The organism is Buttiauxella cochleicola (assembly GCF_021283185.1).
Lineage (GTDB): Bacteria > Pseudomonadota > Gammaproteobacteria > Enterobacterales > Enterobacteriaceae > Buttiauxella > Buttiauxella massiliensis.
This window is the reverse complement of record NZ_JAJSOS010000007.1, coordinates 57,614-73,921: the sequence shown is the minus strand read 5'-3', so window position 1 is coordinate 73,921 and position 16,308 is coordinate 57,614. Positions and strand designations below refer to the sequence as shown.

Annotated in this window: 12 protein-coding genes; 4 read left to right on the top strand and 8 right to left on the bottom strand. The window is 52.3% G+C overall.

The genetic code is table 11. The annotated features are described in order from the left end of the window. Positions 1–5 precede the first annotated feature (5 nt). Both glpG and glpE read right to left on the bottom strand, forming a co-directional pair. A complete protein-coding gene (gene glpG, locus LVQ76_RS12265) occupies positions 6–836 on the bottom strand; it encodes a rhomboid family intramembrane serine protease GlpG (RefSeq protein ID WP_151993684.1) in 831 nt (276 codons plus the stop codon). A 66-nt stretch (positions 837–902) separates the two neighbouring features. Then, the gene (glpE, locus tag LVQ76_RS12260; RefSeq protein ID WP_134186019.1) at positions 903–1,232 is read right to left on the bottom strand and encodes a thiosulfate sulfurtransferase GlpE; all 330 of its coding nucleotides are present in this window, start codon (positions 1,230–1,232) and stop codon (positions 903–905) included. A 194-nt stretch (positions 1,233–1,426) separates the two neighbouring features. On the opposite strand from glpE, the gene glpD reads away from it, so the two are divergent. Next, positions 1,427–2,935 carry a glycerol-3-phosphate dehydrogenase gene (glpD, locus tag LVQ76_RS12255; RefSeq protein WP_232921740.1) on the top strand — a complete coding sequence of 503 codons (1,509 nt, stop codon included), beginning with the start codon at positions 1,427–1,429 and terminating at the stop codon, positions 2,933–2,935. Between the two features lie 41 nt (positions 2,936–2,976). Here glpD and malT read toward each other — a convergent pair whose 3' ends face one another. Further along, entirely contained in the window at positions 2,977–5,685 is a 2,709-nt protein-coding gene (malT, locus tag LVQ76_RS12250) for an HTH-type transcriptional regulator MalT (protein WP_232921739.1), read from the bottom strand. Between the two features lie 376 nt (positions 5,686–6,061). On the opposite strand from malT, the gene malP reads away from it, so the two are divergent. Together malP and malQ are read left to right on the top strand one after the other, a co-directional pair. After that, on the top strand, positions 6,062–8,464 hold the full coding sequence (gene malP, locus LVQ76_RS12245) for a maltodextrin phosphorylase (RefSeq protein ID WP_232863807.1): 2,403 nt from the start codon (positions 6,062–6,064) through the stop codon (positions 8,462–8,464). Between the two features lie 8 nt (positions 8,465–8,472). After that, a complete protein-coding gene (gene malQ / locus LVQ76_RS12240; RefSeq protein WP_232921738.1) occupies positions 8,473–10,554 on the top strand; it encodes a 4-alpha-glucanotransferase in 2,082 nt (693 codons plus the stop codon). A gap of 747 nt (positions 10,555–11,301) precedes the next feature. Here the strand turns inward: malQ and nfuA are convergent. Further along, positions 11,302–11,877, bottom strand: a complete 576-nt coding sequence (nfuA, locus tag LVQ76_RS12235) for a Fe-S biogenesis protein NfuA (RefSeq protein WP_064542768.1) — start codon at positions 11,875–11,877, stop codon at positions 11,302–11,304. A 58-nt stretch (positions 11,878–11,935) separates the two neighbouring features. Continuing rightward, complete coding sequence (gene gntX / locus LVQ76_RS12230; RefSeq protein WP_232921737.1) at positions 11,936–12,607, bottom strand: DNA utilization protein GntX; 672 nt, start codon at positions 12,605–12,607, stop codon at positions 11,936–11,938. 38 nt (positions 12,608–12,645) lie between these two features. Between gntX and bioH the strand changes: the two genes are divergently transcribed. Continuing rightward, entirely contained in the window at positions 12,646–13,413 is a 768-nt protein-coding gene (bioH, locus tag LVQ76_RS12225; RefSeq protein ID WP_232921736.1) for a pimeloyl-ACP methyl ester esterase BioH, read from the top strand. A 39-nt stretch (positions 13,414–13,452) separates the two neighbouring features. On the opposite strand, the gene feoC is transcribed toward bioH, so the two are convergent. The 3 genes from feoC to feoA are packed head-to-tail and all read right to left on the bottom strand — an operon-like array spanning position 13,453 to position 16,302. Next, positions 13,453–13,692 carry a [Fe-S]-dependent transcriptional repressor FeoC gene (gene feoC, locus LVQ76_RS12220; protein ID WP_232863803.1) on the bottom strand — a complete coding sequence of 80 codons (240 nt, stop codon included), beginning with the start codon at positions 13,690–13,692 and terminating at the stop codon, positions 13,453–13,455. Between the two features lie 9 nt (positions 13,693–13,701). Continuing rightward, positions 13,702–16,023 (bottom strand): Fe(2+) transporter permease subunit FeoB, encoded by a 2,322-nt coding sequence (gene feoB, locus LVQ76_RS12215; protein WP_232921735.1) that lies wholly within the window; start codon positions 16,021–16,023, stop codon positions 13,702–13,704. A gap of 54 nt (positions 16,024–16,077) precedes the next feature. Continuing rightward, positions 16,078–16,302 (bottom strand): ferrous iron transporter A, encoded by a 225-nt coding sequence (gene feoA, locus LVQ76_RS12210; protein WP_064514348.1) that lies wholly within the window; start codon positions 16,300–16,302, stop codon positions 16,078–16,080. Positions 16,303–16,308 lie beyond the last annotated feature (6 nt).

Here is a 16,308-nt window from a genome sequence, read left to right as displayed (position 1 = left end):
AAATGCTATGTTCGTTTTCGCGCATGCATTGTATCAACCAGCGCCATCGCGAGCCCAACAACCAGGCCGGTGATGTGTGCAGCATTGGCGATCGACATTCCTAAAACATCGAAAAATCCTATCACAATCCACAATAACGCAAAGCCCATCAGGCCGCGCTGCATATAGATGCCGCTTTCTGGATCGCGTTCGCCACGTAGCCAGACATAACCCATCAGCGCATAAACCACGCCGGATAAGCCACCAAACAACGGGCCGCCGAATTTCGCCTGCACGAAACCGCTCAACAGTGCAGAAACCAGCGTTAATGTAATGAGTTTCCCGCTGCCGAGGCGCTTTTCCACCGGGCCGCCGAGATACCACCACCACAGCAAGTTAAACGCGATATGCATAATAGAAAAGTGCATCAACGCATGGCTGAAATAGCGCCACAATTCATAGTGCAAACTGTCTTTGTATGGCCAGGCTAACCAGGTCATGACCGCACGATCGCCTACGATTTGCATCAGCAGGTAGACCAACACACAGGCGGCCATAATGACCATCGTGAAGGGGCCCGCTTTTTGCGAAATTGTGGCCAGGAAAGGGTAGCGCTGATAACGCAAACCACCACCTGTATGACCTGTATTCCAGCTTGCTGCCAGATAGCGTGAGTCACCAGGGTTTGCGAGGAATTGTTCAAGCTCGGCACGAACACGGGATTCCTGGCTGTCGTTTGCCAGCCAGATATCCGTTTGTTCATGGGTTTGAATTGTGAGGATAATCCCCTGCGTCGCCATATAGTCGACAAATGCCTGCGCGACTCGCGGGTTGGCAAACGAGGTAATCATGATCATAGGTTTTCTACTAAATCCGTACAGAAAAAAATGATTATACCCGCAACGTCTCTATTCCCTGACGATTTAAGATGCGCCATGTTCGACTTCAGCCGGGAAATGACGGTGCCATGCGTCAAAACCACCATCGACGCTATACACCTGATCGTATCCTTGTTGCAGCAAATACTGCGCCGCACCTTTGCTGCTGTTGCCGTGATAGCACATCACCATCACCGGCGTTTCAAAATCGGTTTGCTGCATAAAAGCGACAAGACGGTCGTTGGTCAGATGGAACGCGCCTGGCGTATGGCCCATCGCAAAGCTTTGTGGATCGCGGATATCCACTAACACAGCGTGTTTTTGCTGCAATTTCTGGTGTGCTTCTTCCACACCAATACACTCAAAAGTTTCCATGAATTTACTCGTCACTCTATTGAATCGGCTTACGCCATATTAAGGGAATCAGCCCTTTGCCCGCTGATATTAACGTCATTATGTTATCCATATCACGCAGTAATGTTTTTTTTTCGTTACAAACCGCGCGTAGTCTTGCTAGTATGAGCGATAACGAACATATTTGAACTTTAACGAAAGCGTGTGAGGGCAACATGGAAACTAAAGATCTGATTGTGATTGGCGGAGGAATTAACGGGGCAGGTATCGCCGCTGACGCCGCAGGCCGTGGTTTATCCGTGTTGATGCTCGAAGCGCAGGATCTGGCCAGTGCTACATCATCTAATAGCTCTAAATTGATTCACGGTGGCCTACGCTACCTGGAACATTACGAGTTTCGTTTAGTGAGCGAAGCATTAGCCGAGCGCGAAGTGCTGCTCAATATGGCGCCACATATCGCCTTCCCGATGCGCTTTCGTTTGCCACATCGCCCACATCTGCGCCCGGCGTGGATGATTCGAATTGGCCTGTTTATGTACGACCATCTCGGTAAGCGCACCAGCTTGCCTGCATCTACCAGTTTGCGTTTTGGCTCAGATTCCGTTCTAAAATCAAATATTGTGCGCGGTTTCGAATATTCTGACTGCTGGGTAGACGATGCTCGCCTGGTTCTGGCGAACGCACAAATGGTGACGCGTGAAGGTGGGGAAGTGAAAACACGTACCCGCGCAACCAGCGCTCGCCGTGAAAATGGTCACTGGATTGTTGAAGCCCAGGATATCGATAGCGGCGAAACCTTTACCTGGCGCGCTCGTGGCCTGGTAAATGCCACCGGTCCGTGGGTGAAGAACTTCTTTGATGATGGTCTGCAACTGCCTTCGCCATACGGTATCCGATTGATCAAAGGCAGCCATATCGTGGTGCCACGTGTGCACAACCAGAAGCAGGCTTACATTCTACAAAACGAAGATAAGCGTATCGTGTTCGTGATTCCGTGGATGGATGAGTTTTCTATTATTGGTACCACCGATGTGGAATATAAGGGCGATCCGAAAGATGTTCACATCGACGAGAATGAAATTAATTACCTGCTGAATGCTTATAACGCGCACTTTAAAAAGACGCTGAGCCGCGAGGATATCGTCTGGACATATTCGGGTGTGCGCCCACTTTGCGACGATGAGTCTGATTCACCGCAGGCGATCACGCGTGACTACACGCTCGATATCCATGACGAGCAGGGCAAAGCACCGCTGCTGTCTGTGTTTGGCGGCAAGCTCACAACGTATCGTAAACTCGCCGAACACGCACTGGATAAACTGAAAGGCTATTACCCAAAAATGGGCCCGGCCTGGACCAAAACTAGCACCTTGCCGGGTGGCGATATTCGTGGCGATCGTGATGACTACGCCGCACAGTTGCGCCGCCGTTACACGTTCCTGACAGAAAGCCTGGCACGCCGTTTCTCACGTACTTACGGTAGCAACAGTGATTTGATTCTGGGCAGAGCCACCAGCATCAGTGATTTAGGTGAAGATTTCGGACATGAGTTTTACGAGGCCGAATTGCGCTACCTGGTTGAGCATGAGTGGGTGCGTGGTGTTGATGATGCCATCTGGCGTCGTACCAAATTAGGGATGTGGTTGACCGAAGAACAGCAGGCGCGGGTGGCGCAGTGGCTAGTAAAGCGGGGCGTTAAGGCGAAGTTATCGCTGGCGTCTTAAAACTCTTAAACAGTCCTCTCCCTTAGGGAGAGGATTATTTCTTAAACTCCGTAACCCATCATCTTCAGCAATTTCTGCGCATGCTGCACCGCATCCTGACGATGCGCGACACCCAGCTTCTGATACAAATTACGAATGTGCGTTTTAATCGTCGTGGCCGCAACATCCAGCTCTCCGGCGATTTGTTCATTGCTATAACCTGAATAAATCAGCCCTAAAACTTGCCATTCGCGCTGAGTCAGTGGACTGGTACGAATAAGCTCCGGTACTTCAGGGTGCGTCAGTAAACGGTTAACAAAGTTCTCATCAAAATGGGCGAACTTATGGCGATGATGCTGGTTAATTTCACGCAAAATGCGCTGCGCGCGGTGTTGATCCAGCTCAGGCAGTGTGTTGAGTTGGATTAACTGGCGCAACTGCTGCGCCATCGCTTCACCTTCAATGACGAAGTGGCTGATAAACCCTGTGCGGTTAGCTAAAGCAAGTGCTTCCAGCAACACGCGCTGCGCATCGCTTTTACGCCCCGCCTGCCAGTAAAGCTGGTTCAACAACAGCAGGTTGCGGTTAAGATCGCTCATTAAACGCAGGCTGTGCGCATTTTCGTTTAACTCTTCCAGCACCATTTCAGCCGGTTCGAAATCACTCAGCAAAATTTGTGCGCGGGCGATATTGCGCCACTGGCTTTGCAGGAAATGGTTATTGGCAAATTCTGGTTTCGGCGTCAGGCGCAGCCAGTTGGCGGCAGATTTTTTATCCCCCGTCATTTGCCAGTAAATCACCCGCACTTTGTCGGCGTTGGAAACCCAGTCGCTATGGAACGCACCATTGCCCAGCAAGTTTTCAAGTCGGTTCAGGTGATTACGCGCATTGTCCAGGTCGCCTCGCGCCAGTGAACATTGCACTAATAACGCCATGCACTGTAATTGCTGTTGTGGTTGATAACCTGAAAGTACTTCCAGACCCATGCGAGTGGTTGCTTCCGCTTCATCCAGGCGCGACCATGCCCACAGGAGTTGCGCACGAATACGCAGCAGGAACTCATGTAAGGGGAGTTGCTCAAGGTGCTGCTCTTCAATCAGCGCAAAGGCTTTTTCCTGGCATTCCCAGGCGGACTGAAGAAAGCCCTGCGCCAGCAAAATTTCACTCTGCTGACATAAGCCCCATAACGCGTAATGCCACATATCGTGGCGGCGCGCCATCTGCTCAGTTTGCTGCATAACAGACAACGATTTGGTGAGCTCACCTTTGCAGTGCAGCACTTCACCATGAACTGATGTTGCGACAATGCGGCTGTAGAAGCTAGCAAGCGGCAGCATGTCGAGAGCAATCATGGCCAGACGTTCTGCTTCCTCCGGGTTGCCGTCATTAATGGCAACCTGGGCACGCAGGGCGTTGAATTCGCCATGCATGACATCGTCCATCACGACATTCATTTCTTGTTCAGCTCGCGCCAGAAGCGTGTTCACTTCGCTGTAGCGATGTTGGCTTTGCATCAGCCACGCCTGAAGCAAAACAAGTTTTGGGTTTTCCAGCAGGCTTTCCCACGGCAGCGCTTTTAACGACTCTTCCAGCAACGTGAGTTCGCTGTGATTAAACAGTGCCCAGGCATGATGCAGCAAGATGTCGCGCAGCAGGGTGGCGTCACCTGCGGCAAGGGCGTGGTGAATAGCTTCGCTTGGGAAGCCCTGCGCCATCCAGCTTTCTGCGGCGGCGCGATGAATATCCGGAAGTTCTGTCGCCAGTTCCCATTGGCAGCGCTGACGCAAGAAATTGCCAAACAGTGGGTGAAAACGGAACCACTCGCCGCTGTCATCCATGCGTTGAATGAATAATCCCTGTCGTTCGGTTTCTTCAAGACGCATCTGGCCGTTCTCTTCGCCCGTGACACGCACAATCAATGCATCGTTCATCGAACGCAGGACTGAGCTACGCAGCAGGAAGTTACGCGTTTGCGCATCGACATTATCCAGCACTTCATCGGCCAGATAGTCGGATAAGTGGCTGGCATTAATGCCCGAAAGACGACGCGCAGAGTGATGCGCCGATGAGTTGCTGTTCTGGCGTGCGGAAAGCGCGATTAATTGCAGTGCGGTTGCCCAGCCCGCGACATCATCACACAGGCTGTTGCTGTCGGTATGTTCGAGTGGAGAATTCAGTCGATGGTCAAAGAATTGTTTCGCTTCCGAATGTGTAAATGCAAGTTGCTGGCTACCAATTTCCAGCAGCTGATCGCGCACGCGTAAATTGGCGATTCCCAGCTGTGGCAAATTGCGCGACAACACGACCAGCGTCATATTTTCTGGCTGGTGGCGAATGAAAAAGCGCATAGCTTCATGAATTACAGGGTTAGTAATTAGATGATAATCATCAATCACTAAAAATAGTGGGCGATGCCATTCCACCATTTCAATAAAGAGCTGTGCGAATAAGGCTGTCAGACTTGAGTATTGGCGTTTTTGCACCATCACTTCGCTGGTCACACAATGACCAGATGTAGCTTGTTGAATAGCCGCTATCAAATAGCTGGCGAATCGTTCTTGTTGGTTATCACCCTCATCCAGAGAGTACCAACCTAGCTCATTTTTCCCTGCCGCCCACTGAGAAATCAGTGTGGTTTTCCCATAACCCGCCGGGCTGGTTATTAGCGCCAGCCGATAGTTATTAGCTGTTGATAATTTCATCAACAGCCGGTCGCGGACCACTGTATTTTCCAGACGAACTGGACGACTTAATTTGGAGGGGATCAGCATGGTCAATCACTTCACTGTGTATGAGATATGCACGAATGCGATTTTTTTCACGCTTCGTAATTAATACTAACTACAAGGTCGACCAGATTGCGGCTTATTGCAAGATTGTTAAGGGTTTCAGACGTTGTAAGTTGCACTTTGTCACAAATCTATTGATTAGATGAATCCAATCGAGGCGTAGAGTTGGTCGAAGCAAAAATTCAGTGCTGGTGGGCATTCTGCCAGCAAGCACCTACCGTTAAGTGGCGGCGATCACATTTCTAGCTACTCCCCGCTACTCCTCCCTCCCTAATCCCCCTCAGGAGGAGGAATAAGCCCAGGCCACCCGGCACACTAACGGGTAATGAAATTAGAACATCACAGGACCCGAGCCCCTATGTCACAGACGACCTTCAATAAAGCACAATTTCAGGCTGCACTGACACGTCAGTGGCAGCGATATGGACTGCACTCAGCCTCAGAAATGACCCAGCAACAGTGGTGGCACGCCGTGAGTGGTGCGCTGGCAGAACTGTTGGTGTCGCAGCCTGTGGCTAAACCTGAGAAGAAGCAGCGCCACGTTAACTACATCTCAATGGAGTTTTTGATTGGTCGTCTGACGGGCAACAACTTGCTGAACCTTGGCTGGTATCAGGAAGTGGCGGATGAACTGAAAGCATTCGATATCAACCTGACTGATTTGCTGGAAGAAGAGACCGACCCGGCGCTAGGCAATGGTGGCCTGGGGCGTCTTGCTGCATGCTTCCTGGACTCTATGGCAACGGTTGGCCAGTCTGCGATTGGTTACGGCCTGAATTACCAGTACGGCCTGTTCCGCCAGTCGTTCAAAGACGGCCAGCAGATGGAAGCGCCCGACGACTGGAAGCGCGGCAGCTACCCGTGGTTCCAGCATAACTCGGCGCTCGACGTGCAGGTCGGCGTCGGCGGCAAAGTGTTGAAAGACGGTAAAACCGTGCGTTGGGAACCGGCGTTTATATTCCATGGCGAAGCCTGGGATTTGCCGGTGCTTGGCTATCGTAACGGCGTGGCGCAACCGCTGCGTTTGTGGCAGGCAAAACATGCGCATCCTTTTGACCTCACCAAATTCAATGACGGCGATTTCCTGAAAGCAGAACAACAGGGTATCGACGCTGAAAAACTGACGAAAGTACTCTACCCGAACGACAACCACCTGAACGGCAAGAAGCTGCGCCTGATGCAGCAGTATTTCCAGTGTGCGTGTTCAGTGGGCGATATTTTACGTCGTCACCATCTTGCGGGCCGCAAACTTTCTGAACTGGCGGAGTTTGAAGTCATTCAGCTTAACGACACGCACCCGACTATCGCCATTCCTGAACTGCTGCGCGTATTAATCGACGAGCACCAGATGAGCTGGGACGACGCCTGGGCCATCACCAGCAAAACCTTCGCGTACACCAACCACACGTTGATGCCGGAAGCGCTGGAGTGCTGGGACGAGAAACTGGTGAAGGCGCTGCTGCCGCGTCATATGCAGATTATCAATGAGATCAACGCACGCTTTAAGAAACTGGTGACTAAAACCTGGCCGGGTGATGAAGCAGTTTGGGCGAAACTGGCGGTGGTTTACGACAAACAAGTTCGCATGGCGAACATGTGCGTGGTCAGTGGCTTTGCGGTAAACGGTGTGGCGGCGCTGCACTCCGATCTGGTAGTGAAAGACCTGTTCCCGGAATATCACCAGTTGTGGCCGAACAAATTCCATAACGTCACCAACGGCATCACGCCACGCCGCTGGATTAAACAGTGCAACCCGGCGCTTGCTGCATTGCTGGATAAGAAGCTCAAGAAAGAGTGGGCTAACGATCTGGATGTGCTCGAAGGGCTGGAAAAATACGCTGACGACGCGAAATTCCGCAAAGAATATCGCGACATCAAATACCAGAACAAAGTGAAACTGGCGGCATTCGTCAAAGCGCGCACTGGCATCGTGATAAGCCCGGATGCGTTGTTCGACGTGCAAATCAAACGCCTGCACGAATATAAACGCCAGCACTTGAACCTGCTGCATATCCTGGCGCAGTACAAAGAGATTCGTGAAAACCCAGGTGCTTCCCGTGTACCGCGTGTGTATCTGTTCGGCGCGAAAGCGGCACCGGGTTACTACCTGGCTAAAAATATTATCTTCGCGATCAACAAAGTCGCGCACGCAATCAATAACGATCCGATCGTTGGCGATCAGTTGAAAGTGGTGTTCTTGCCGGACTACTGCGTTTCTGCGGCGGAAGTGATGATCCCGGCGGCGGATATTTCTGAACAAATCTCTACCGCAGGTAAAGAAGCTTCCGGTACCGGCAACATGAAACTGGCACTCAACGGTGCACTGACAGTCGGCACGCTGGATGGCGCGAACGTCGAAATCGCCGAGAAAGTGGGTGAGGAAAACATCTTTATCTTTGGTCACACCGTGGAACAAGTGAAAGCGCTGAAAGCTAAAGGCTATGACCCGGTGAAATGGCGTAAGAAAGACAAAGCGCTGGATGCTGTGCTCAAAGAGCTTGAGAAGGGCATTTACGCTGATGGTGATAAACACGCCTTTGATCAGATGCTGCACAGTATCGGCAAAGAAGGTGGCGATCCGTATTTAGTGATGGCCGATTTCACCGCCTATGCAGAAGCTCAGAAATTAGCTGATGCGTTGTATCTCGACCAGGAGGCATGGACTCGCGCTGCGATTCTGAACACGGCACGTTGCGGCATGTTCAGCTCCGATCGCTCTATCCGTGATTATCAGCAACGCATCTGGCAGGCAAAACGCTAAGGGAACGCATGGACAGCAAACGTCTTGATAACGCCGCTCTTGAGGCGGGAATTAGCCCAAACTACATTAACGCCCATGGCAAACCGCAGGCTATTCCTGCGGACACCAAGCAGCGTTTGCTGGAAGCCATGAGCCGTACCACCACCTTGAAAAAGGTGGCGGTTACGCCGGTCGCAAATGTGCTGGTGTTTACCTCCGGCACTCGCATGGCGACGGTGCTGGAAGGCAACGGTGATTACACCTGGCAACTGACTACCGAAGACGGTAAGCAGCACAAAGGTCATGTTCTGGCGGGCAAAAAACTCACTCTCCCTTCTGTTCTGGCGGAAGGCTATCACGACCTCACGGTCAGCCAGAACGAACACCACTGGCAGTGCCGCGTGATTGTTGCGCCAAAGCGCTGTTATGAACCTGCGGCTCTGATGCAGGATGAGAAACTGTGGGGTGCATGCGTGCAGCTCTACACCTTACGTTCCGCGCATAACTGGGGAATTGGCGATTTCGGTGATTTACAGCGCATGCTGGTGGATGTGGCAAAACGCGGCGGTTCGTTTATCGGCCTGAACCCAATCCACGCGTTGTATCCTGCAAATCCGGAAAGCGCCAGCCCGTACAGCCCGTCGTCTCGTCGTTGGTTGAACGTGATTTATATCGATGTGAACGCGGTTGATGATTTCTTGCTCAGTGATGAAGCGCAAGACTGGTGGAAAATGCCGGTCACGCAGCAAATGCTGAAAGAAGTTCGTGATGCACAGTGGGTAGATTATTCCACCGTTACCGTGCTGAAGATGGCTGCGCTGCGGATGGCGTGGAAGCAATTCTCGCGGCGCGGGGCGCGTGATGAGCAAGTTGTTACCTTCCAGAAGTTTGTGCAGGAAGGCAGCGACAGCCTGTATTACCAGGCGGCGTTCGATGCGCTGCATGCCTATCAGGTCAAAGAAGATGAAATGCGCTGGGGCTGGCCGGTGTGGCCGGAAGGTTTCCGCGACGCGCACAATCCTGAAGTAAAAGAGTTCTGTACCGAACACAGTGACGAAGTGAATTTCTATCTGTGGCTGCAATACCTTGCCTACGTTCAGTTCGATGCATGCTGGCAAACCAGTCAGGGCTTTAAAATGCCAATCGGCCTGTATCGCGACTTAGCGGTAGGTGTTGCTGAAGGCGGTTCTGAAACCTGGTGTGACCGTGAGCTTTACTGCCTGAAAGCCTCAGTTGGTGCACCGCCGGATATTCTTGGCCCGCTCGGCCAGAACTGGGGTTTGCCGCCGATGGACCCGCATGTGATTACTGCGCGCGCCTATCAGCCGTTTATCGAGCTGCTACGCGCCAATATGACCAGCTGCGGTGCATTGCGTATTGACCATGTGATGTCGATGCTGCGTTTGTGGTGGATACCGTATGGCGAAACCGCAGACAAAGGCGCATACGTGCATTACCCGGTTGACGATCTCCTGTCGATCCTGGCTCTGGAAAGCAAACGCCATAATTGCATGGTGATCGGTGAAGATCTGGGTACTGTACCGGTTGAGATCGTCGGTAAGCTGCGCGATAGCGGGGTTTACTCTTACAAAGTGCTCTATTTCGAGCATGACGACGAAAAGCAGTTCCGCTCGCCAAAAGCGTGGCCGAAGCAGTCGATGGCGGTTGCCACCACCCACGATTTACCGACGCTGCGTGGTTACTGGGAAAGCGGTGATTTGACGCTGGGTAAAACGCTTGGGCTTTATCCTGATGAAGAGATGCTGACGGAGCTGTATCAGGATCGTGAGCGTGCGAAACAAGGTTTGCTGGATAGCCTGCACGAATATGGTTGTTTGCCTAAACGAGCAGGGCACAAAGCCTCGCTGATGGCGATGACTTCAACGCTTAATCGCGCAATGCAGCGCTACATCGCCGACAGCAACAGTGCGTTGTTGGGTCTGCAACCGGAAGATTGGTTAGGTATGGCGGAGCCGGTGAATATTCCAGGCACCAGCTACCAGTACAAAAACTGGCGGCGCAAGTTGTCGACATCGCTCGAAGCAATGTTCGCAGACGAAACTGTGAATAAGTTGCTGAAGGATTTGGATAAGCGACGTAAGAAAAGGTGAAGGTGTAATACGCTCTCGCTCTAACTTTCTCCCGAGGCCAGTCTCTTATATACAACTCGCCCTGGCAATCTTGTCGGGGCGAGATCTGTAAGCCCCGCAGGTTTTCCGTTCACCCGTGCGTTCAGTTATCTCTTTAATTCCCGAAAATGGTGAACGTATTAAGGAGTTAACGCCAACTCCTTAATAATCCAGGCGCCCGGCAAATCAATCGCCGCTAAAGCGGTAAACACCGTTTTTCACCCAACATTCGGGGTCGTTCGCGATTCGTTCCAGACGATCGCTCTCTCACGTGGTTCCCGACCACGTGACCCCAACTGAAGGGTAAAAAACGGTGCGATTGAAGCCGGGAACAAGGTCAAAACCGATCTGGCTTTTGACTTTGACTTTCGGGTCCGGCTTAAATCGCCTCCATTTTGACTCCAGGTGGCAGGGGCCAGCCGTCGGGAACGGCTGGAGGGCGCGATCGTCGGGAACGAATCGCAACCGACCCTGACACGGAGGCAAAATGGAGGTTTACCGCTTGCGGCGATTTATTTGCCGGGAGTCCGGGTTCTTAGGGTGGCGACGGTGGCCACCCTAAGACGTTCACCTGTTCCGAGGCGACATAAATATACTTTCGCCTGGTGAACGGAACCTTCTCCGAATTGGCAGGAACTGCCCTTCAAAGTTGCGTATAAGAAACATCCCAGAAGAGCGAACTTGCTTTGCTCCCTCTCCTGCGGGAGAGGGCCGGGATGAGGGTGAAAATCAGTAGTACGAGTGTTCGCCACGCTGGTGTTCGGTCAAATCACGAACGCCTTTCAGTTCAGGGAACTCTGCCAGCAGTTGCTTCTCGATGCCTTCTTTCAGGGTCACGTCTACCATTGAACAGCCGTTACAACCGCCGCCAAATTGCAGAATCGCAAAACCTTCGTCGGTAATTTCCATCAGCGTAACGCGACCACCGTGGCCTGCCAGCTGCGGGTTTACCGTCGCTTGCAGCATATATTCAACGCGCTCCATCAAAGGCGCATCATCGGAAACTTTACGCATTTTCGCGTTTGGCGCTTTCAGCGTCAGCTGCGAACCAAGCTGGTCGGTAACGAAATCAATTTCAGCATCTTCAAGATAAGGTTTGCTCAATTCATCGACATATGCGGTCAACTGCTCGAATTTGAGGGCAGTATCTGATGCTTCTACCGCATCCGGCGGACAGTAAGAAACCCCGCACTCCGCATTTGGAGTACCAGGATTGATGACGAATACGCGAATTTGCGTCCCTTCTTCCTGACCTGCCAGCAGTTTGGCAAAGTGGGATTGTGCTGTATCGGAAATACGGATCATAACGATTGCTCAATAGTTGACTATTTTAGTCGGTTATAATACGCCCATCATCGAGGGTCTACAAGGTTCGACAAAGGCACCACACCTGGATAGTCGCCGCGCCCTGCTTTTTCAGCATTCGCGCAATTTCCGCCACCGTACTGCCCGTCGTGACGACATCATCCACAATAATTATATGGCGGCCTGCCACCGGAAAATCAACCCTGAAAGCTCCTTTAAGATTGTTGCGTCGCATTCGGGCGTTAAGCTGATGCTGTGTTTGCGTGGCTCGGGTTCGTTTGATGCCCTGTGGGAAATAGTCGCATTGCAGCCAGTGTGAGAGGCGTCTTGCCAGCAGGTCACTTTGATTAAAGCCACGGCGCCAGACGCGGCGTGAATGCAGCGGAACACTAACGATGCAATCCGCTTTCTGGTTTCTGGTCGCCAGCACTTTCAGCAGCAGTAAACGCGCTAAAGCCGGAGCCAGCGCCACGGTGGCGTTAAATTTAAAATGCTGAACGAGCTGCTTTAACGGCGAACAATAATCGGTGACAAACACCAGTGAATCCCACGCGGGCGGTTTTTGTAGGCAGCGACCACAGGCCACACGCGTATTGGCGCTGGGCAAACCACAACACGGGCAACAGGGCGGTGGAGAGGGTAATGCTTTGGCGCAGCATGAACAAACTCCCCAATGTGCGCACGCGAGTGGCATCCGGCATAGCCAACACAACCCTGGGATTGTTAGCATATTCGCTTCCTTGCGTAGAAAAATGAGAACAGTAACTGATGAGCAAGCTTTGGTGGCAGACAAAAGGTGAAGGAAAAGTCGATCTTGTGCTGCTGCACGGATGGGGACTGAACGCGGAAGTGTGGCATTGCATTACCGAGGAACTCGGCTCGCATTTTCGCCTTCATCTGGTCGATTTGCCAGGCTATGGCCGCAGCCAGGATTTCGGCGCGCTGACGCTTGAAGAGATGGCTGAAGTTGTCCTGGCGCAAGTGCCGGAACGCGCAATCTGGATGGGCTGGAGTTTGGGCGGGCTGGTGGCGAGTCAGATTGCGCTGGGTAATCCCGAACGTGTGAAAGGGTTAATCACGGTTGCATCGTCCCCCTGTTTTGCTGCAAATGACGACTGGCCGGGAATCAAACCGGAAGTGTTGGCGAACTTTCAGCACCAACTAAGCGAAGATTTCCAGCGTACCGTGGAGCGTTTTCTGGCGCTGCAAACGCTGGGTACAGAAACCGCGCGGCAAGATGCTCGCCGTCTGAAAGCGGTTGTGCTTGAGCAGCCTATGCCGACTGTAGAAGTGCTAAACGGCGGCCTGGAAATCCTGAAGACGGCAGATTTACGCGATTCGTTGAGTCAGCTTACGGTGCCGTTCTTGCGCTTATATGGGCATCTTGATGGGCTGGTACCACGTAAAATCGCGGGCTTGCTGGATGAGCGTTGGCCGCAAAGCAAAGCGGTGATTTTCCCGAAAGCAGCACACGCGCCGTTTATTTCGCATCCGCAGGAGTTTTGCCAGGTGATTGAGGAATTTAAGGTTTTGTAGGGTGGATAAGCCGCAGGCGTCATCCACCATTTACAATATTTACGCCCGCAACGCCCACACTTCCCGAACACATTTCTTACCTTCCGGGCAGCTTTTACAGCTGCCTGTCAGACAATCGCTTGGGTCTTCGGTGATGCGCATCGCTTTGCCCATTGCTTCAAGACGACCTAGCATGGCGTTCACCAGCGGCAAAGGCGTGGCGAGCTGTTGGCTAATTTGCGTCGCATCCAGGCGGCCTTGCAGCGCCAGCGCATCACGAATCTCAATTAAACTCGCCATACCTTCTCCCTAGTGGCAGTCGCTAGCACTGCTTTTACAGCAGGGCGCGGTGACTGTTTTACGAGTCGACATGATGCTGACATCAACACGGCTACGGGCGCGGCGCAGGCCGCCAATCAACAGCACGTTGAACAACACTACCGCAAGAATACAGACCAGGCTGAATTGCGGATGGGCGCTGAACGTCACTGTCTGGTAGTAAAGCGTGGAAAGTGAGTAAGCGATATTCAGCCCCCACAGTACCGAGAACATCATCCAGCCACGGCTTGATTCACGGGCCACTGCGCCCATCACCGAAATACATGGGATGTAGAGCAGAACGAAAATCAGGTAGCTATAGGCCGCAGCCGGGCTGCCAAATTTGCTGCTCATCACGCCCATTGCGCCGCTTGCCATTTCACCATCGCCTTTGCTGGCTTCGATTGGGTTGAGCAGCACGCTCAGGCTAAAGGTGTCTTTCAGGCTTTGCCAGGTTTCACCGGCAGCACTGCCTAACTCGTCGAGCAAGTTGAAGCTTGCAGCATCAAACGGTTCTTCATGCATGTCTTCGGCGGTGTAAAGCGTGTTCAATGTACCGACAACCACTTCTTTCGCCATTGCGCCAGTAAACAGGCCAACGGTCGCCTGCCAGTTATCTTCGTGGACGCCAATCGGTTTGAGCAACGGGGTCAGCACGCGGCTAACCGATGCCAGCGCCGAATCATTGATGTTGTCCACTTCTTTACCGCTAAACGAGAAGCTATTTAGCGCACCAATGAAAATACTGACGATGACGATAACTTTACCGGCACGCAGCACGAAACCTTTCAGGCGTTGCCAGGTTTGCAGCAGCAGGCTTTTCAGGTGCGGAACGTGATACACCGGCAGTTCCATCACAAACGGTGTTGCTTCACCGCGCATGATGGTGTGCTTGAGCATCAGGCCGGTCAGAATCGCCATTACGATGCCCAGAATATAGAGCGAGAAGACAACCAGCGCGCCTTGCTGCCCGAAGAACGCGGCGGCAAATACTGCAAAGATGGCAAGACGCGCACCGCATGACATAAACGGCGCCATCATGATGGTCATCAGGCGTTCACGCGGGGCATCGAGCGTACGCGCACCCATCACCGAAGGCACGTTACAGCCAAAGCCGACGATCAACGGGACAAATGATTTACCCGGCAAGCCGAGGGACTGCATCAGGCGGTCCATAACGAATGCCGCACGCGCCATGTAACCGGAGTCTTCAAGGAATGAGAGGAACAGGTACATCATGCCGATTTGCGGCACCAGTGGCAGCACGGTGTTGATACCACCACCGATACCTTGCGCTAAGAAAATCGTCAGCCAGCTTGGGAAGTGAAGTGTGGCCCCAATCCACTGAATACCGTGGATAAAAATGGCCGCTGAACCGCCGTCAAAAATGGGCTGCAATGCGCCACCGATATTAATCGCCAGCAGGAACATCAGGTACATCACCAGCAGGAACACAGGCAAACCGAGGAAACGGTTAAGGATGATTTTATCCATCATTGCCGTTAAACGATGCGGCTCGGCGGTCAGACTGTTGCTGATGGAATCACAGATAGCGGCGATGGTTTGATAACGTGCATCGGCAATCAGCAGTGCTGGATCTTCGTTCTCTTCAGCGAGCTGTGCACGCACCGCGTCCAGTTTGTCAGCGGCATGACCGGCATATTCACGGCTGTAAATATCGCCCTCCAGCATTTGCAGTGCTAACCAACGGCGCTGCTGTGCGGGCATATCGGAAGGCATTTCAGTGGCCAGTTTGTCGGCTTCTTCAATTAATTTTGGCGGATAAAGCACTAAATCGCTATGCGTGTTTGGCTGGCGGCGGTCGATTGCCAGTTTCAGGCCTTCCATACCACGGCCACGAGTGGAAACCAGCGGTACAACCGGACAACCCAGTCGGGCGGCCAGCGCGTCGATATCAATGCGAATATCTTGCTTCTCGGCGATGTCGAGCATGTTAAGCGCGACGACACACGGAATGCCGAGTTCGAGCAATTGCAGCGTCAGATACAAATTGCGTTCAAGGTTGGATGCATCGACGACATTTATCAGTAAGTCTGCATCACCACTCAGGATGTAGTGGCAGGCAATTTGTTCATCCAGAGAAGTTTGCGATGAAATGGTGGTCAGCGAGTAGGTACCCGGCAGATCAACAAGTGTGACCTGATGCGCAAGCGTTGAAAACTGACCTTCTTTACGTTCTACGGTAACGCCCGCCCAGTTACCCACTCGCTGGCGTGAACCGGTGAGCTGGTTGAACAACGTGGTTTTTCCGGAGTTAGGGTTACCGATTAAGCCGATAGTTAATTTTTTCATTTTTTTCGTGAACTTAAAGAAAATAGCAACGAGCGCGAGCGCTCACCCCGCCAATCAGGCAATGGCTTCAACATGCAGTAATTCGAGATCTTTTTTACGTAGTACCAAACTGACGCGACGTGTTTCGATATGAATCGGATCGCCTAACGGCGCAACACGTACAACGTTGAATGAAGAACCAGGCAACATACCGAGTGATAATAATTTTTGGCGGTATGACGGACTAATTTCGCTGGAAAAGCCGGTAATCTTCCACGCACTACTTGGTAAGAAACGCATAGGACC